The sequence below is a fragment of the Thalassovita sp. genome, from assembly GCF_965218685.1.
Lineage (GTDB): Bacteria > Pseudomonadota > Alphaproteobacteria > Rhodobacterales > Rhodobacteraceae > Thalassobius.
This window is the reverse complement of the sequence record NZ_OZ244657.1, coordinates 1,372,563-1,390,356: the sequence shown is the minus strand read 5'-3', so window position 1 is coordinate 1,390,356 and position 17,794 is coordinate 1,372,563. Positions and strand designations below refer to the sequence as shown.

Sequence of the window (17,794 nt, the reverse complement as noted above, 5' to 3'; positions counted from 1 at the left end):
CAAACTACGGTATCGACCCTGCCTTGCCCCGCCCGTAGCCTGCGCCCAAAGGAGCACGACAATGGCACTCAGCAACAATATCCGGACCTATTTCAAAGGCACATGGCACCAAGGCGATCTGCCCGTGATGAACGCCGCCGATCACGGATCCTGGCTGGGTAGCAACGTGTTCGATGGTGCGCGGTTCTTCGACGGGCTGACCCCCGACCTGGATGCCCACTGCGCTCGGGTGAATCGCTCGGCCAAGGCGCTGATGATCGAACCGACGGTCGATACAGGGGAAATGGTGGATCTGGTCAAAGATGGGCTGAGGGGCTTCACCCAGGGCGAGGCTGTGTATATCCGTCCGATGTACTGGGCGATCAACGGAGATGCCTCGGGGATCGTCCCCACACCCGAGGAAACCGGCTTTGCGATCTCGCTCGAAGCAATCCCGCTGGCTGCCCCCGATGCCTCGACCACACTGACCCGCACCCGGTTCCGTCGCCCGGTGATGGAGGATGCAGTGTGCAACGCCAAGGCAGGTTGCCTGTACCCCAACAACGCCCGGATGCTGGCCGAGGCGAAATCGCGTGGTTTTGGCAACGCACTGGTGGCCGATGCCATGGGCAATGTCGCAGAAAGCGCCACCGCGAACGTCTTCATGGTCAGGGACGGCGAGGTTTTCACCCCCATCGCCAACGGCACCTTCCTGTCCGGGATCACCCGCGCGCGTCACATCAAAAATCTGCGTGCCGATGGCTATACGGTCCACGAAACCGTCCTGACATTCGAGGATTTCCACGGCGCGGACGAGGTTTTCCTGTCTGGCAACATGAACAAGGTCACCCCTGTGACTGCCTTTGACGACACCAAGTACCAGATTGGCCCGATCACCCGCCGCACGCGCGAGCTGTATTGGGATTGGGCACATTCGGACGCCTAAGCGGCGCGTTATAACCGGGCCAGAAGGCCGCGGGCGGCGTCCTCGATCAGGTCAAGAACACCGTCGAAATCACGGGTGTAATAAGGGTCCGGAACCTCCGAAGCGTGCCACCCCTCGGCATATTCCGCGAACAGCGTGACCGGAGTTGTGTTGCCCGCCGGGCGCAAGGCCTCGATCCGGTCCTGATTCGAATGGTCCATCGCCACGATCAGGTCGAAATCCCTGAAATCGTTCGTCTGGAATTGGCGCGCCCGCAGGGGCGACAGGTCAAATCCACGTGCCTTTGCGGCCGCCCGCATTGGGCCATAGGGCGCCTCTCCGACATGCCAGTCGGACGTGCCTGCGCTGTCCAGTTCCAGCTTGGGGGCGAACTGGCGCATGACCCCTTCGGCTGCGGGCGATCGGCAGATATTTCCAAGGCATACGAATAGGATACGGGTGGTCATCAGCCTCTCCTTCGGTGCAGGATAATAAGCGAAGGAGAAGCCATGGAAAAGATCGTTATCCTGACCGGCGCAGGGATTTCCGCCGAAAGCGGGCTGGGCACCTTCCGTGACGAGGGCGGCCTGTGGGCGCAGCACCGGATCGAAGACGTCGCCACCCCCGAAGGCTTTGCGCGCAATCCCGCACTGGTGCACGAATTCTACAATGCCCGGCGCCAGCAAGCCGCCACAGCCCAGCCAAACCCAGCCCACACAGCGCTGGCCCGGCTAGAACGTGACTTCACCGGAGAGGTCCTGATCGTCACCCAGAACGTGGACGGCCTGCACGAGGCCGCAGGCTCGGCGAATGTGTTGCATATGCATGGCACCCTGGCCGGGGCTCTGTGCGCGGCCTGCGGCCACCGCTGGAGCGCACCAATGCAAATGGCACCCGGCCACGAATGCCCGGCCTGCCAGGCACCGGCTGCCCGCCCCGACGTGGTCTGGTTCGGCGAGATGCCCTATTTCATGGACAAAATCTGGGATCATCTGCGCGAGGCTGACATCTTCGCAGCCATCGGTACGTCGGGCAATGTCTACCCGGCCGCCGCCTTCGGCCAGGACGCTTACCGCGCCGGCGCCCACACGGTCGAGCTGAACCTCGAACCTTCGGCCACGGTTTCGGACTTCGCCGAAACCCACTTTGGCCAGGCGACCCAAATCGTCCCCGCCTGGGTCGATACGCTGCTCGCCCCCTGAGAAATGCCCAAAGCCGACCCAACGGGACCGGCTTTGACGCTTCGACGACGGCGGGGCATCGCCCCGCACAAGAAGGAGCGTTCGCCCCCCCGCTCAGTTCGACATTTTCTTCATGTCACCATGGTTCATCATGCCCTGCATCGGCTTGCGGTTCAGATCGACGGGAATGTCCACCGCAACCTCGCCGGCCTTTTCGAACTGCAGGATCACATGGACGGTGTCGCCATCTTTCAAGGGCTCATTCAGCCCCAGGAACATCACGTGGTGGCCCCCGCGCTTCATCTCGATGGTACCATCCTTGGGCAGTTCGAATCCTTCTTCGACATGGATCATTCGCATCACGCCGTTGCTGTCTTCCTTGTGGGTGTGCAGCTCGACTTTCTTCGAGATATCCGAGCTTGCGCTGACCAGGTGATCGGCCTGACCGGTGTGATTCTCGATCACCATGAAGGCTGCGCCTGAGGTAGACATCATTGCCGAAACGCGCGCGTAGGGATCATTAACCATGATGCCCTCTGCGAAAGCAGGCAGGGCAACGGAAACAGCGGCGGCCGCTGCGAACAGGGTGGATTTGAACGACATCATTCGTCCTTTCGTCTTTGTCTGAAATCTGGGGAAATTGAGTGTCAGACGCGGACGGGCGGCCCCCTTGCCACCGCAGAAATGCTCTGTCCCGGCTCTGCGAAACGTCCTTGATCCAGACGCAGCGTGGCAACCCGGCCCTCGGGACGCAAAATATGGGGCGCGGTGTCGCCAAGCACATCGAAAAAGGACAATGCGCAATCAGGACAGATGTGGGGTTTTCCAACCGGCTGGCCATTTTCGTCCACCAGTACCGAAATTGGACCGGTTCCGGTACACAGGACGATCTGACCAGAGGCAGAAGGCGTGCCGCGCGCAACGGCCATGGACTGGCCGGTAAAGGCCAGCATCAGGGCAAGCAATATGCCGATATATGCGCGCACGGGATTTTTCATCTCGTACCAGATATATGTGCGCCCAGACGCAGATGAAAAGCGACAAAATCGCCCATGCTTCTGCATCCATCCGCAGAAAAGCCAAACAGCCCTGCCGCGGGTGCGACAGGGCTGCTGGAAACTTTCAACGAGAAAGGCTTAGGCTGCTGCCTGAGCTTTCGCGATCTCTTTTTTGACTTTCAGCGCGTTGGCCGACAGTTCTTCGTCTTTGGCTTTTGCCAGGAACGCGTCCAGACCACCGCGGTGATCAACCGAGCGCAGGGCAGCGGCCGAGATACGCAGCTTTACGCTACGACCCAGAGCTTCCGATTGCAGGGTAACGTCGTTCAGGTTCGGCAGAAACCGGCGACGGGTTCTGTTTTTGGCGTGGCTGACATTGTTGCCAGACATCGGGCCTTTACCGGTCAGTTCGCAGCGGCGCGACATGGCTGTATCCTCGTCTCATCAACGGGGCATTCGGCGCCCCTACAACATAAATGGACGCCGCAAAGGCAGCGCCCTGAATCTCGTTCGGGGTGATTAGGCGGAATCACCGGGCGCGTCAAGGGCCTTAACGCGTCAAAGCGCTATCCTTGCTGCAGCAATCCCAACAATTCTGCAGCAGCTGCCGTTGGCGTGGTCTGCCCTTCGGCCACCTGAGCGCCCAGACGCGCCATCATGCCCTTCAGGGGTTCCCGTTCGAGCCGGGCCAGCAGGCCTTGGCGGACCTCTTCGCCGAACCAGTATTCGGCCTGGGCCGCACGCCGGTCCGCAAAATGCCCCGAGGCACGGCGCCAGTCGGTCAGCGTGGTCATTTCTTCCCAGGCTTTGGCCAACCCGTCCTCTTCCAGCGCGGAAACCGTCATCGCCTTGGGGAAATCCTGAGGATCCTGAGGCCGCTTGCGCAGCAGCCGCAACGCCCCGGCATAGTCCGCCTGCGTTCGCATGGCTGCGGGCTTCAGATCGCCATCGGCCTTGTTGACCAGGATAATGTCGGCCATCTCCATGATGCCACGTTTGACGCCCTGCAACTCATCACCGCCCGCAGGGGCCAACAGCAGGATGAACAGGTCAGACATTTCCGCCACAACGGTTTCTGACTGGCCCACACCCACGGTTTCGATCAGCACCACGTCAAAGCCCGCAGCTTCGCACAGCGCCACGGCCTCGCGGGTGCGGCGGGCGACGCCACCAAGGTGCGACTGACTGGGCGAGGGTCGGATGAATGCGTTCGGATCGCGGCTCAGGCGCTCCATCCGGGTCTTGTCGCCCAGGATGGACCCGCCCGATCGGGTCGAGGATGGGTCAACCGCCAGAACAGCCACCTTCAGCCCCTGCCCCGTCAGCATCATGCCAAAGCTTTCGATAAAGGTGGATTTGCCCACGCCGGGGGTGCCGGACAGGCCAATACGGACGGCTTGTTTGTCGGATTTACGGCCAAGAACCTCGATCAGTTGCGCGGCCTGATCCCTGTGATCGGGGCGGCTGCTTTCGACCAGGGTGATGGCCCGCGCCAGCGAACGGCGGTCCCCTCCGATGATCTTGTCACTCAGCTGTTCAATATCCATGGCACCGTCCCGATTATTCGGGGGTCTACATGCCTTGGGCCACCCGGCTTTGTCCACCCCTCTTGCCGTCGCAGTCCCCATCCCGGATAAGCGGGGGATGGAGACCCAACTGCCCATCCACGAGGCCCTGCCCGAACTGATCGACGCCCTGCGCAGCGCGGGCCGGGCGGTGCTGCAAGCCCCCCCTGGCGCCGGTAAGACAACCGTGGTGCCACTGGCGATGCTTCAGGCCGGGTTGACCAAGGGCAGAATCCTGATGCTGGAGCCGCGCCGCTTGGCCGCCCGCGCCGCAGCCGAGCGGATGGCCACGACCTTGGGCGAAAAACCCGGCCAGACCGTTGGCTATCGCGTCCGCGGCGAGGCCAAAACCAGTAAAGCCACCCAGATCGAGGTCGTGACCGAGGGTATCCTGACCCGCATGATCCAGTCCGATCCTGAACTTTCGGGCATTGGCGCGGTGCTGTTCGACGAATTTCACGAACGCTCGCTGAATGCCGATCTGGGCCTGGCGCTGTGCCTGGAAATCGCGGGGGCCTTGCGGGAGGATCTGATCCTTCTGGCCATGTCCGCAACGCTGGACGCTGGCCCCGTTGCCGCGTTGATGGGCGACGTGCCGGTAATCACCTCCGAGGGACGCAGTTACCCGGTCACGCTGAAACATCTGGACCGCCCGCTGGACAAACGCACCCGGCTGGAAAACGCCACCGCAGATCTGGTCAGCAAGGCCATCGGCGAAACTCAGGGCGGTGTGCTGGTTTTCCTGCCCGGCGAGGGCGAGATCCGCCGCACCGAGGCCCTGCTGAAATCCCGCCTGCCCGATGACTGCCACTTGCGTCCCTTGTTTGGCGCCATGGACTTTGCCGCCCAGCGCGCCGCGATCCAACCCGCGCAGACTGGGCGCAAGGTTGTGCTGGCGACCTCGATCGCGGAAACCTCGCTGACTATTCAGGACATCCGCGTGGTGGTGGACGCCGGGCGTGCCCGCCGTGCCCGTTTTGACCCCGGCAGCGGAATGAGCCGCCTTGTCACCGAACGCGTCACCCGCGCCGAGGCGACCCAGCGGACCGGTCGCGCGGGCCGTGTCGCCGAAGGCACCTGTTATCGCCTGTGGACCAAGGGCGAAGAAGGCGCCCTGATGGCCTATCCTCCTGCCGAAATCGAGGCTGCGGATCTGGCTGGTCTTGCGCTGGAGCTGGCCGTATGGGGCGCCGATCCCGCCGAATTGCCCTTTCTGACCCCGCCCAACCCCGGCGTCTATGCCGAGGCGCAGGCCTTGCTGACCATGCTGGGCGCGCTGGACGACAAGGCCCGTATCACCGATCACGGCAAGGCCTTGGCCAAGCTGCCCCTGCATCCGCGTCTGGCGCATATGCTGACCGTTGCCGGCCCTCAGGCGGCGATGCTGGCCGCGTTGCTGGGGGATCGGGACCCGCTGCCATCTTCCGCTCCCGTGGACCTGTCGCTGCGGCTTGAGGCGCTTAGTGACCCTCGCCGGTATGCCGAAACGCGCCCTCACCCGGCCAATCGCGGCGCCGTGGAGCGCATCCGCACCGAGGCCAAGCGGCTAAGCCGGCAAACCCGAGGCGAACAGGACATGCTGGGCCCTGCAGAAATGGCTGCGCTGGCCTATCCGGATCGCGTCGGGCTGCGGCGTAAGGGGGACACGCCTCGGTTTGTGCTGTCAGGCGGCAAGGGCGCCATTCTGGACGACAACGATCCGCTGGCCGGCACTCGCTTGATCGTGGTCACTGACACCGATGGCAACCCGCGCGAGGCCAAGATCCGCCAGGCCATCCAGATCACGGAATCCGAGCTGCGCGGGCTGTTCGCGGACCAGATCCACTGGCAGGAAATTTGCGAATGGTCCAAGCGCGAACGCCGGGTCATCGCCCGCAAACGCGAGATGCTGGGCGCCGTGACGCTGGATGACCGCATCTGGAAAGACGCCCCGCCCGACGCCGTCGCCACAGCCATGCTGGACGGGGTGCGCGATCTGGGGATCGTGCTGTCTGACGCGGCCAAACGCTTTGTCGCGCGGGTGATGCTGGTACGCGAGGCAGGTCACGCTCTGCCGGACATGTCTGCGGACGCTCTGATGGACTCGATCCAAGACTGGCTGCTGCCGCATCTAAGCGGCGTGAAAACTGCGAATGGATGGAAAAAGTTTGACCTGCTGCCCGCCCTGCGCGGGATGCTGGACTGGAACCAGATGCAGGTGCTGGACCGGGCGGCCCCGGCGCATTTCACCACCCCCCTGGGCCGCAAGATCCCCATTGATTACGGCGGCGAAACGCCCGAAATCAGTCTGCGCCTGCAAGAGATGTTCGGCCAGACCACCCATCCGACCGTGGGGCGGCAACCGCTGCGCGTCACGCTTTTGTCCCCCGCAGGACGGCCCGTGCAGACAACGATGGATATTCCGGGTTTCTGGGCCAGTTCCTATGCCGACGTGCGCAAGGACATGCGCGGCCGTTATCCCAGACACCCCTGGCCCGAGGACCCCACGCAAGCGGACCCAACACTAAGAGCCAAACGAAGATCACGTTGAATTTCCGCCGCTCAGCACTATTTTTTCGCGAAATAAGCAAAATTTTGCAATTGTGTTACGATGTGTATATACACAGCGGCCAACCAACAAACTAACGAGCAGATATACATGCCGAACAAATCCGCCAAAGCCTGGGTCTCGGCCCAGCCCAATGTGACGCAAGCGCGCCAGCCTCAGGTGGCCGCGCTGTGTCTTCGCGGGACGGGTGATGATCTGCGCGTTTTGATGATTACCTCGCGCGGGACAGGCCGCTGGATCATTCCCAAGGGCTGGCCGATTCCCGGAAAAACCGGCGCGCAGGCCGCAATGACCGAAGCCTGGGAAGAGGCCGGCGTCAAAAAGGCCAAGGTCAACCCAAAGCCGATCGGCAGCTACGATTACGACAAGATCACCGATGATGGCGGCGCCATCCCGGTCGAGGCGCAAGTCTATGTCGTGACCGTCGAAAAGCTAAGCGACGACTACCCCGAGGTCGACGAGCGCAAACGCAAATGGATGCGCCCGCGCCGCGCGGCCAAACTCGTGGATGAACCCAAGCTGAAAAATATCCTGCGCAATCTGTGAAACGAAAAAACCCCGCGGCGATCGCGGGGTTTTTTTTGTATCTTGTCTGACCGGCCTTAGCGGCGACGGTCACGACGGTTGGACATGGGTTGGAAAGCCACGCCGACATGCGCCTCGCAATAGGGTTTGCCTTGCTGCACGGGCAGACCGCAGAACCAGAAATCATCTGTCGCCGGATCACCAACGGGCCATTTGCAGGTCCGCTCGGTCAGTTCCAACAGGCCCAGCTTCTTGGCTTTCTTTTCGACCTCGTTGACCTTGGCCAGAGCCTCGGGGCTAATCTCGTTGGCCGAAGGCTGCGGCGGCAGGGGTTGGCCTGCGGGAATGATCTGCTTACGGATCGGGGTCACGCTGGCCGGACGCTCGGCGGCGGCAGGTGCGGGTTCGGGCGCAGGCGCGGGTTTGGCGGCTGGCTTGGGCGCGGGCTTGGCCTCGGCTGCGGGCTTGGCCGCGGGTTTCGCCGCGGGCTTGGCCTTGGCTTCGGATTTGGCACCACCCCCGCCCGAGCGGTTGGACAGGCCCAAACGGTGCACTTTGCCGATGACCGCGTTGCGGGTCACGCCGCCCAGCTCTTTGGCGATCTGGCTGGCCGATTGGCCCTCGCCCCACATTTTTTTCAGAAGTTCGACGCGTTCATCGGTCCAGGACATTCGGTTTCCTTACCATAAAAAGCGGCCACGCTTGCGCGCGCCGCCCCTGTACTTTTTTGATCTGGTCCTATTTTAGTGATCCGCGCCTGAGTTACAAGGCGTGGAATCACCGGGAGCTCCGCTCCGGACCGGAATAATAAGGGCACAGTGTCACTATGGCCGACAGTATGCAGATGGGAACGCGTCGTTTTGGCCGCGTAAACTGGCTGGGGTTTTACACCCTGATCAAACGCGAGGTCATGCGGTTCACCGTCGTCTGGACGCAAACCTTGCTGGCACCGCTGGCTACGGCGGCGTTGTTCCTGATGATCTTTTCGATCGCGATCGGAAAGCAGCGAGGCGACGTCATGGGCGTGCCTTTCACACATTTCATCGCTCCGGGTATCCTGATGATGACTGTGATCCAGAACGCCTTTGCCAATACCTCGTCCTCGATCCTGATTTCCAAGGTGCAGGGCAATATCGTGGACACGTTGATGCCGCCTCTGTCACCGCTGGAGCTGGTGCTGGGTTACCTGATCGGGGGCATCGCCCGAGGCGTCTGCGTGGCGCTGGCCATCGGGCTGGGGCTGACGCTGGTGCTGGGTCTGCCGATCGCGCATCCCCTGTGGGCGCTGGTCTTTGTGATCATGGGCGCAGGAATGCTGGGGGCGATCGGCATTCTGGCTGGCGTGTTCGCCAACAAGTTCGACCAGATGGCCGCGATCACCAACTTCATCGTCACCCCGCTGGCCTTTCTGTCGGGGACGTTTTACTCGGTTCAGGCGCTGCCTGCGGGCGTTCAGAAACTGACCCATTTCAACCCGATTTTCTACCTGATCGACGGGGTGCGGTTCGGCGTTCTGGGCGTGTCGGACAGCTCTCCTTGGTTGGGGCTGGCCGTCACCGGAGGCTTCACCACTGCGGTCGCTTTCGCAACCTGGAACATGTTCCGCACGGGATACCGTTTGAAAGCATGACGGGACGCTGTGGCCAATAGGCCGCACCACCATCCGTTGGGCAGAAACATCTTTGCAACCTGACCGGGCTGGGCTATGCCCCCCGTCATGATCAAACGCGCACATATCACCTCGATTCGACGCCGACGTACCCACGTCTGACGTCCCGCAGCCTTTGATCCGCCGCCATTTGCGGCATAAACCCCTAAAATCGTTGACACCCGGTCCTGTGAATGCAACCTCAGGATTTCTCTTTGGAACAAGGATGATCCACCTATGATCCCGTCTGTCCTGCCGACCTATAACCGTGCGCCTCTTCAGTTCGTGAAGGGCGAAGGCTCGTGGCTGATCGAGGCAGATGGCCGACGTTTTCTGGATCTTGGCGCGGGCATCGCTGTGAACGCACTGGGCCACGCGCACCCCGCGCTGGTCGAGGCGCTGACCAATCAGGCGCAGAACCTGTGGCACGTATCCAACCTGTATGAGATCCCGCAGCAACAAAAGCTGGCCGATCAACTGGTGGATAACAGTTTTGCCGACACGGTGTTTTTCACCAATTCCGGCACCGAAAGCTGCGAGCTGGCCGTGAAAATGGCGCGGAAATACTGGTTCGAAAAGGGCCAGCCCGAGAAGGTCGAGATCATCACGTTTGACGGCTCGTTCCATGGGCGGTCCTCGGCTGGGATCGCGGCTGCGGGCAGCGAGAAGATGACCAAGGGCTTTGGTCCGCTGCTGCCCGGCTTTGTCCATCTGACCTTTGGCGATCTGGACGGGCTGACCAACGCGATCACCGAAAAAACCGCCGCCATCCTGATTGAACCCGTGCAGGGCGAAGGCGGCATTCGCCCTGTACCCGATGCAGAAGTGAAGGCCCTGCGCCAAATCTGCGATGACAACGATATCCTGCTGATCCTGGACGAGGTTCAATGCGGTGTTGGCCGGACCGGCAAGCTGTTTGCGCATGAATGGGCGGGCATCACCCCCGACATCATGATGGTTGCAAAGGGTATCGGCGGCGGTTTCCCCTTGGGCGCCGTTCTGGCCACCGAAGAGGCCGCCAGCGGAATGACTGCCGGCACCCACGGGTCCACATATGGCGGCAACCCGCTGGCCTGTGCGGTTGGCAGCGCCGTCATGACCGCCGTCACTGCGCCCGAGTTCCTGGACACCGTCAGCGCCCGCGCGGGCCAGCTGCGCCAATCCCTGGAGGGGCTGGTCGCGGCCCATCCGGATATCTTCGAAAGCGTGCGCGGCACCGGTCTGATGCTGGGCATCAAGTGCAAGGCCCCCAATATCGACGTGGTAAACGCCGGCTATGACAACCAGGTCATCACCGTCCCCGCTGCGGATAACGTGATCCGTCTGCTGCCGCCTCTGAACATCACCGAAGACGAGGTCTCTGAGGCCATTTCCCGGCTGGATGCAGCAGCCACGCAACTGGAAACCTGAGCTAATCAACCGGCCGACTGCGCAACCCTGCCTCGGCTAGATACCGAAAAGACGTATGTTATGAAACACTTCCTTGATATTCACACAACCGACCCCGCAGAATTGCGGGGCATGATCGACGCCGCCAAATCCATGAAGGACGCGCGCCAGGGCCGCCCCAAAGGCGCGCTGGATGATGCGCAACCGCTCAAGGATCACATGGTCGCGCTGATCTTCGAAAAACCCTCGACCCGGACACGCGTGTCCTTTGACGTGGGCGTGCGCCAGATGGGGGGGCAGACCATGGTTCTGTCCGGCACCGACATGCAGCTGGGCCATGGCGAGACCATCGCCGACACCGCCCGCGTGCTGTCGCGCTATGTCGATCTGATCATGATCCGGACCTTCGAAGAGCAAACCCTGCACGAGATGGCCGAGTACGCCAGCGTCCCCGTCATTAACGGGCTGACCAACCGCACGCACCCCTGCCAGATCATGGCGGACATCCTGACCTACGAGGAACATCGCGGGCCCATCGCGGGCAAAAAGGTCGTCTGGTGCGGTGACGGGAACAACGTTTTTGCCAGCTTCGCCCATGCGGCCGGTCAGTTCGGCTTTGACCTGACCTTTACCGGCCCGCAGACTCTGGACCCCGAAATGGTCTTTGTCGAAGAGGCCCGTGCCAAGGGCTCGAACGTGGAGATCGAGCGTGACCCCGTTGCGGCCGTATCCGGTGCGGACCTTGTGGTCACTGACACCTGGGTCAGCATGCATGACCCTCAATCTGCCCGCGAGCGGCGCCACAACCAGCTGCGTCCCTATCAGGTGAACGAGGCGTTGATGGCCCACGCCAAGGACGACGCTCTGTTCATGCACTGCCTGCCTGCCCATCGCGACGACGAGGCAACCAGCGCCGTGATGGACGGGCCGCACTCGGTTATCTTCGACGAGGCAGAAAACCGCCTGCACGCGCAAAAGGCCGTTATGCGCTGGTGTCTGGGCGTGTAAGCGATGCGAAGGATGGCAATCTGTCTGGCGCTGGCCGCCTCTCCCTGTCAGGCAGATCCGTTTGACAAGTTGCTGGGTGTCGATTGGAGCCATGAGCTGCCGCTCGGCGGCACCTGCAAATCACCTCATCGCTGGCTGCTCAGCAACGACCACAAGCAACTGGTGGTGACACTGGAGGAACCAGTGAAAAGCCGGGACCAGTTCGGTGATCGGTTCACGTATACAGTCCTTGGGGAAAGCGGTGACAGCATCACCATGTTTCTGGATCATGAGACCTGGCGGGACGATGAGGGCAGTCTGGTGCACTGGATCCTAGTCCTTGAGGGCAGTGACAAATATTTTTGGGTCCGCTCAGACTGGGCAAAGGGCAAACGCACCGCCCCGGTTTATCGCTGTCCACTTGTGAGCTGAATCACTGCGCGGCTCTTTGCCGGTTGTGGTTGGTCACGCTGTCCTTGACGACAAAGCCCGACTAGGCTTGGTGTACACCTTGAGGATTGCATATGCCCAACTACAGCCGCCGCGCCGCCTTTCTGCTGATCACCGCCACTGTTCTGACTGGTTGCAGCCATCGGCGGCGCAAAGCAGCGCCTAAACGCGCAGACCCTTCGCTTCACCCCAACGAAACGCCCGAGCTGCGGCGCCTGATCAACCAGTATGCCGATCTTTATGAGGTGCCGCGCAGCCTGGTTCACCGGGTCGTGCAGCGTGAAAGCATGTACCGGCCCGGCGCCCGTAACGGGCCGTATTACGGGCTGATGCAGATCCTGCCGCAAACTGCCCGCAGCATGGGATTTCGCGGCAGCCCCGGCGATTTGCTGGATGCCGAAACCAATCTGAAATATGCGGTGAAGTACCTGCGCGGGGCGTGGCTGTTGTCCTATGGGGACGAGGCAACCGCCGTGCAATGGTATGCCCGCGGGTATTACTACGAGGCCAAGCGGCGCGGCATGCTGCGCGAGACGGGCCTTCGCAGCTGATCACTCGAACATTTTCCGGACCTTGTCTCTGACTTCGTCCTCCAGCTTGCGCTTGATTGCATCCTCGGTGCTTTCGCCTACTTCTTTCTCAACCCCCAGGCGCTTGTTGACCTCGTCCTCAAGCTTTTTCCGGGCCTTTTCTTTTTCTTCCTCGAAATTCAGATCGATGGCCTTTTCCATGTCTGGCGTGATGCGCGGGCTGGACCACGGCCCCTTGATGCGCACCGGGATGGCCAGCCCTTTGCCGCCATTGATGGAATCGATCTGCGGGGTGAATAGATAATCCAGATCGCGCGGCCCAAGGCCAATACGGCCCTCGCCATTGGCGCTCAGAGCGGGCAGTTTCATCAACAGGTCGGGATTGAACAGGTTACCATCCTTCATGGTGAAGCTGGCGGTCAGACTGTCAAAAACAGTGGTGCCCCCCGTGCCCAGCCCCGAGCGCATAAGCTTGTCCAGATCGATGCCCTGGATGGTGCCCCGCCCCATGGTCAGGCTGCCCTTGCCCGAAAGCGAGTTCATGATCGCGTGGGTCGAATTTCCGACCCCCAGGTATTCCAGGTTGGCGTCGGCGCTGCCAGTAAACCGAGTGATGCCGGCCACATCGGACAGCAGATTCTGCATGTCCAGCCCCGAGGCATTCAGCGCGCCCCCCACCGACAAGCCCGAACGGTTGTTGGCCACCATGCGCCCGGTGATCGTACCGCCATAGCCCGAAAGCTGGCTAAGTTGGGCAACAGCGCGGGCGCGGTCGATCGTGATGCGGGCGCGGGTCGTGCCGAAGGTCAGTCCCGAAACGCCCAAACCACCAGCGTCAAAGGCGATCTCACCATTCATAAGGCCCAGCGCGCTGGCGTCGATCCGCGCTTTGGACCAGCCCACATTGGCCGAGGGACCGCTGCCTCCAGTGTCCAAGCCGCTCAGGTCCAGGTGCTTGGTCGCAATGCGCGCCGTCAGCAGGGGGGTCTGCTTGGCCAGGTCCAGATCCATCTCGCCCGTGAACGCGTTCTGATCCAGCGTCGCGCTCAGGTCCCGTATCGATAGCATTTGCGCCTGCGTCAGCGTCACATCAGCGCCCAGTTTCACAGTACGGCCCAGCCCCCTGGGAAGGTTGGCGCCCTTGACGTCCAGCGCGGCCAGAAAGGCGCCGCTATCGGATATATCCGCCTTCACCCGTCCTTGCAGCTGAGGTTGCGAGGCCCCGCGCCCCTGAAACTCGATACGGCCGCCCTTGGCCGCCAGTTCCGCGGTGATCTCGGTCACCTTGCCGGCCAGCACATCCGCCAGACTGCCCACATGGCCCTTCAGCGCCAGGGGCGTGTCGCCATAGGTCGCGGACAGATCGAAATCGCCCCGCCCGTCATAGTCCGGCCAGCGAAGATCGGCGGACACGTCGCGCACCGACACATCTACGCCCGTTCCGTGATCCACATAGCGCAGCTTGCCCCGTTGGATCAGCGCCCGATCCAACGACAACGCCAGCGGGTTAGAGCTGCCCGCCGGCTGCCCCGAGGCCGCAACTCCGGATACGCCCGTATCCCAGTTCACCCGGCCATCCTTGGCGCGTTCCAGCAGGATGTCGGGGGCAACCGCCTCGAGCCCGGTAATCCGCACCTCGCCCGACAAAAGCGAGACCAGATCGACCCCCACCTTCAACCCTTCGGCGCGCATCAGCGGGGCGCCTTTCGACCAATCGGCGTTTGCAATGGTAATCGGGCCGGTGGATACCCCCAGAACCGGGTAATAGCTGACTTTGGTTTCGCCGGACAGAACGACCTCGCGCCCGGTTTGGGCCTTCAGCTGATCCGCCGCCACCTTGGCAATGCGCTCGCCTGGCAACATCAGCAGCCCGACCACCGCAACCAGCACCAAGACAAGGACAAAGCCGATCAACCTGATAAGAAACCGCATCCTACTGCCTCCGAAGGGTGTTTTCCCCAGCTTACGCAAGCGGCACCGGGCTGCCAATCACGTGTTGCAGCACCCACATGATCGGGCGGCACTTCGCCGGATGACGCAATACCCTTCCCCAAACCGCACGCATTCTGTATGAGGCCCCATGACCCAGAATCCGCCCAACCTCCGCCCAGACCTTGCGCCGCGTGCGCGCCTTCAGGATAAGCCTCGTGACGGCCAGCCGACCATCGGTATGGTTTCGCTGGGCTGCCCCAAGGCATTGGTCGATAGCGAGCGCATCCTGACCCGTCTGCGCGCCGAGGGCTATGGCATCAGCCCCGACTATTCCGGCGCCGACGCGGTGATCGTGAACACCTGCGGGTTTCTGGACTCGGCCAAGGCCGAATCGCTTGAGGCCATCGGCGAGGCGCTGAACGAAAACGGCAAGGTCATCGTCACCGGCTGCCTGGGCGCCGACCCCGAATATATCACCGGCGTCCACCCCAAGGTTCTGGCTGTCACCGGCCCGCATCAATACGAACAGGTGCTGGATGCGGTCCACGGCGCCGTGCCCCCCGACCCTGACCCGTTCATCGACCTGCTGCCCGCCAGTGGCGTCAAACTGACCCCGCGCCACTACAGCTATCTCAAGATTTCAGAGGGCTGCAATCACAGCTGCAAATTCTGCATCATCCCCGACATGCGCGGCAAACTGGCCAGCCGCCCGATGAAGGCGGTACTGCGCGAGGCCGAGAAACTGGTGGAAAGCGGCGTCAAGGAACTTCTGGTCATCAGCCAGGACACCAGCGCCTATGGCACCGACTGGAAGGACCGCGAGGCCAAGTTCCCCTTCCTTGATCTGGCGCGCGAGCTGGGCCAGCTGGATGCCTGGATCCGCCTGCACTATGTCTATCCCTACCCGCATGTGCGCGACGTGATCCCCCTGATGGCCGAGGGTAAGATCCTGCCCTATCTGGACATCCCCTTTCAGCACGCCCACCCCGACACGCTGAAACGCATGGCGCGCCCGGCGGCCGCGGAAAAGACGCTGGACCGGATCCGTGAATGGCGCGACATCTGCCCCGATATCACCCTGCGCTCTACCTTCATTGTCGGCTATCCGGGGGAAACCGAACAGGAATTCCAAACCCTTCTGGACTGGATGGACGAAGCACAGCTGGATCGCGTCGGCTGCTTCCAATACGAAAACGTCGAGGGCGCGCGCTCGAACGCCCTGCCCGATCATGTGCCCGACGACGAAAAACAAGACCGCTGGGATCGCTTCATGCAAAAGGCTCAGACGATTTCCGAGGCGAAACTGGCCGCCAAGGTCGGACAGGTCATGGACGTCATTGTGGACGATATCGACGACGACGGCATCGCCACCTGCCGCACCAAATCAGACGCCCCCGAGATTGACGGCAACCTCTTCATCGATGAAGGCACGGGCACGCTGACCGTCGGCGACATCGTGACGGTCGAGGTCGACGAAGCCAGCGACTATGACCTCTGGGGCCAGATCAGAAGCTGACCCGCTTCTTTGCTCCTGAAATACTCTGGGGGTGAATGGCCAACGGCCAGAGGGGGCAACGCCCCCTACCTCACATCCCCGACGCTCTCGCGCCAGTGGCGGCGACACAGCGAGACATAGGTCTCGTTCCCGCCGATCTGCACCTGGGCGCCATCGCGCAGCACCTGCCCGTCCGGCCCCATTCGCACCACCATCGTAGCCTTTTTCCCGCAATGGCAGATCGTGCGGACCTCACGCATTTCATCCGCCAGGGCCAGCAAAGCGGCCGAGCCCGGAAACAGCTCGCCGCGGAAATCCACCCGCAGCCCATAGCACATCACCGGCACGCCCAGATCGTCCACCGCGCGCGCCAGCTGCCAGACCTGTTCTTTTTCCAGGAACTGCGCTTCGTCCACGAACACGCAGGCCACAGGGCCCTGCGCAAGACGGGCCTTCAGACGCTCGTACAGGTTCTCACCGGCAGCAAACGTGTCCGCCTGAGACCCGATCCCAATCCTCGAGGCCACGCGCCCTTGGCCTGCGCGATTATCGAACTGCGCGGTCAGCAGGTAGGGTTCCATGCCCCGTTCGCGATAGTTATGCGCAGCCTGCAGCAGAACCGTCGACTTGCCGGCATTCATGGTGGAGTAATGGAAATATAACTTGGCCATGCCCGCGTTGTGTCGGCATTTTTCCAGCGGATCAAGCGGGATTTTGCGTGGCGAGGCAACAGTCAGGAACGCGCTGACGGGCATAGCCCTTGGGGATGATCGGCACGGGTACCTGGGTCCGTGGCCTCGCCATTTTGACCGGTTTCCCGGTCTGCCTCAGGTCTGCACACATTGACCTGAAACGTGCAGTCGCCAATCACGAAAATCGGCAACTTGTTACATTCAAACAACTTAATGCACCCTGAAACCGACCAGGGTCAGCTTTATCAATGACATAGCCCCCGAAAATGATTAATGGGAAACAGTAGAAGGTTTTCCCCCTCACTCGGGGGCAGCAAGAGGTTACGAATGTCAGTCGCCACTGGATACTTGAAGAAACACACCGAAGCCCTGGTCAAAGATGTGGGCATCGAGGCCGCATGTTCGTTGACCGGCAAATCCAAGGCCACGTTGGGGCGGTACTATTCCGACAACCCCGAACACAAAGACCGCTTCATGCCGATCGATGCCGTTGCCGCACTAGAGGCCGCTGCCTCGCACCCGCATGTCACCAGCGCGCTTGCGGATCTGCGCGGCATTTCGTTGTCCTATAACGAAAACCGCAAGAATGCAGAAACCGGCGGGATCAATTCGGACGTCATCGCGCTGAGCCAGCGCTTCGCAATGCTGATGGCCGAGTACAACCAATCCATTGAGGACGGCATCATCACCATCAACGAGGCCAAGCGACTGCTGAAGGAAACGCTGGCCTTGCAGCATGTCTTGATCGAAATGAAGCTGCACCTGGAAGAGGAAGCCACTTAAGGGCTCGCCCACCGGAAGGTAATTGGGGCCTCTCGAGAAATCGAGAGGCCCCAGTCGTTCTGAAAAGGGACAATGAAATCATTCACCCGACAGAGCTTGGGACCCGCAGAGTGCTTACGCCATATCCAAGCGATGCGCGGCGAATTCAGCCGGACTGGATCGACTGA

19 protein-coding genes are annotated in these 17,794 nt (G+C 61.8%); 11 read left to right on the top strand and 8 right to left on the bottom strand.

What is annotated here, in order from left to right:
- Positions 1 to 61: 61 nt before the first annotated feature.
- Positions 62 to 925, top strand: coding sequence for a branched-chain amino acid aminotransferase (locus ACOQOQ_RS07095; RefSeq protein WP_420569438.1), 864 nt, complete (start codon positions 62 to 64; stop codon positions 923 to 925).
- 8 nt (positions 926 to 933) lie between these two features.
- On the opposite strand, the gene ACOQOQ_RS07090 is transcribed toward ACOQOQ_RS07095, so the two are convergent.
- Positions 934 to 1,371: a low molecular weight protein-tyrosine-phosphatase gene (locus tag ACOQOQ_RS07090; RefSeq protein ID WP_420569437.1), complete on the bottom strand. Its 438-nt coding sequence runs from the start codon at positions 1,369 to 1,371 to the stop codon at positions 934 to 936.
- Positions 1,372 to 1,413: 42 nt separating this feature from the next.
- On the opposite strand from ACOQOQ_RS07090, the gene ACOQOQ_RS07085 reads away from it, so the two are divergent.
- Positions 1,414 to 2,106 carry an NAD-dependent deacylase gene (locus tag ACOQOQ_RS07085; protein ID WP_420569436.1) on the top strand — a complete coding sequence of 231 codons (693 nt, stop codon included), beginning with the start codon at positions 1,414 to 1,416 and terminating at the stop codon, positions 2,104 to 2,106.
- 93 nt (positions 2,107 to 2,199) lie between these two features.
- Here the strand turns inward: ACOQOQ_RS07085 and ACOQOQ_RS07080 are convergent, their stop codons facing one another.
- The 4 genes from ACOQOQ_RS07080 to meaB all read right to left on the bottom strand — a co-directional run bounded on the left by ACOQOQ_RS07080 (position 2,200) and on the right by meaB (position 4,630).
- Positions 2,200 to 2,688, bottom strand: coding sequence for a copper chaperone PCu(A)C (locus tag ACOQOQ_RS07080; RefSeq protein ID WP_420569435.1), 489 nt, complete (start codon positions 2,686 to 2,688; stop codon positions 2,200 to 2,202).
- Positions 2,689 to 2,732: 44 nt separating this feature from the next.
- Positions 2,733 to 3,071: a hypothetical protein gene (locus ACOQOQ_RS07075; protein ID WP_420569434.1), complete on the bottom strand. Its 339-nt coding sequence runs from the start codon at positions 3,069 to 3,071 to the stop codon at positions 2,733 to 2,735.
- A gap of 150 nt (positions 3,072 to 3,221) precedes the next feature.
- Entirely contained in the window at positions 3,222 to 3,509 is a 288-nt protein-coding gene (gene rpmB, locus ACOQOQ_RS07070; RefSeq protein WP_420569433.1) for a 50S ribosomal protein L28, read from the bottom strand.
- A gap of 140 nt (positions 3,510 to 3,649) precedes the next feature.
- Complete coding sequence (gene meaB, locus ACOQOQ_RS07065; protein WP_420569432.1) at positions 3,650 to 4,630, bottom strand: methylmalonyl Co-A mutase-associated GTPase MeaB; 981 nt, start codon at positions 4,628 to 4,630, stop codon at positions 3,650 to 3,652.
- A gap of 97 nt (positions 4,631 to 4,727) precedes the next feature.
- On the opposite strand from meaB, the gene hrpB reads away from it, so the two are divergent.
- The gene (hrpB, locus tag ACOQOQ_RS07060; RefSeq protein WP_420569431.1) at positions 4,728 to 7,178 is read left to right on the top strand and encodes an ATP-dependent helicase HrpB; all 2,451 of its coding nucleotides are present in this window, start codon (positions 4,728 to 4,730) and stop codon (positions 7,176 to 7,178) included.
- 108 nt (positions 7,179 to 7,286) lie between these two features.
- Entirely contained in the window at positions 7,287 to 7,742 is a 456-nt protein-coding gene (locus ACOQOQ_RS07055; RefSeq protein WP_420569430.1) for an NUDIX hydrolase, read from the top strand.
- A gap of 56 nt (positions 7,743 to 7,798) precedes the next feature.
- Here the strand turns inward: ACOQOQ_RS07055 and ACOQOQ_RS07050 are convergent, their stop codons facing one another.
- Positions 7,799 to 8,392, bottom strand: a complete 594-nt coding sequence (locus tag ACOQOQ_RS07050) for a GcrA family cell cycle regulator (RefSeq protein WP_420569429.1) — start codon at positions 8,390 to 8,392, stop codon at positions 7,799 to 7,801.
- Between the two features lie 155 nt (positions 8,393 to 8,547).
- Here ACOQOQ_RS07050 and ACOQOQ_RS07045 point away from each other — a divergent pair, with 155 nt between their 5' ends.
- The 5 genes from ACOQOQ_RS07045 to ACOQOQ_RS07025 all read left to right on the top strand — a co-directional run bounded on the left by ACOQOQ_RS07045 (position 8,548) and on the right by ACOQOQ_RS07025 (position 12,746).
- Positions 8,548 to 9,351: an ABC transporter permease gene (locus tag ACOQOQ_RS07045; protein WP_420569428.1), complete on the top strand. Its 804-nt coding sequence runs from the start codon at positions 8,548 to 8,550 to the stop codon at positions 9,349 to 9,351.
- A gap of 255 nt (positions 9,352 to 9,606) precedes the next feature.
- Positions 9,607 to 10,779 carry an aspartate aminotransferase family protein gene (locus tag ACOQOQ_RS07040; RefSeq protein WP_420569427.1) on the top strand — a complete coding sequence of 391 codons (1,173 nt, stop codon included), beginning with the start codon at positions 9,607 to 9,609 and terminating at the stop codon, positions 10,777 to 10,779.
- 60 nt (positions 10,780 to 10,839) lie between these two features.
- Positions 10,840 to 11,766 (top strand): ornithine carbamoyltransferase, encoded by a 927-nt coding sequence (gene argF, locus ACOQOQ_RS07035; protein WP_420569426.1) that lies wholly within the window; start codon positions 10,840 to 10,842, stop codon positions 11,764 to 11,766.
- A gap of 12 nt (positions 11,767 to 11,778) precedes the next feature.
- Positions 11,779 to 12,177: a hypothetical protein gene (locus ACOQOQ_RS07030; protein WP_420569425.1), complete on the top strand. Its 399-nt coding sequence runs from the start codon at positions 11,779 to 11,781 to the stop codon at positions 12,175 to 12,177.
- Positions 12,178 to 12,269: 92 nt separating this feature from the next.
- On the top strand, positions 12,270 to 12,746 hold the full coding sequence (locus ACOQOQ_RS07025; RefSeq protein WP_420569424.1) for a transglycosylase SLT domain-containing protein: 477 nt from the start codon (positions 12,270 to 12,272) through the stop codon (positions 12,744 to 12,746).
- Here ACOQOQ_RS07025 and ACOQOQ_RS07020 read toward each other — a convergent pair whose 3' ends face one another.
- Complete coding sequence (locus ACOQOQ_RS07020) at positions 12,747 to 14,657, bottom strand: AsmA family protein (protein WP_420569423.1); 1,911 nt, start codon at positions 14,655 to 14,657, stop codon at positions 12,747 to 12,749.
- A gap of 148 nt (positions 14,658 to 14,805) precedes the next feature.
- On the opposite strand from ACOQOQ_RS07020, the gene rimO reads away from it, so the two are divergent.
- The gene (rimO, locus tag ACOQOQ_RS07015) at positions 14,806 to 16,173 is read left to right on the top strand and encodes a 30S ribosomal protein S12 methylthiotransferase RimO (RefSeq protein WP_420569422.1); all 1,368 of its coding nucleotides are present in this window, start codon (positions 14,806 to 14,808) and stop codon (positions 16,171 to 16,173) included.
- Positions 16,174 to 16,238: 65 nt separating this feature from the next.
- Here rimO and ACOQOQ_RS07010 read toward each other — a convergent pair whose 3' ends face one another.
- Positions 16,239 to 16,823, bottom strand: a complete 585-nt coding sequence (locus tag ACOQOQ_RS07010) for a thymidine kinase (RefSeq protein ID WP_420569741.1) — start codon at positions 16,821 to 16,823, stop codon at positions 16,239 to 16,241.
- A 348-nt stretch (positions 16,824 to 17,171) separates the two neighbouring features.
- Here ACOQOQ_RS07010 and ACOQOQ_RS07005 point away from each other — a divergent pair, with 348 nt between their 5' ends.
- Positions 17,172 to 17,627, top strand: a complete 456-nt coding sequence (locus ACOQOQ_RS07005; protein ID WP_420569421.1) for a hypothetical protein — start codon at positions 17,172 to 17,174, stop codon at positions 17,625 to 17,627.
- Positions 17,628 to 17,794: the final 167 nt, after the last annotated feature.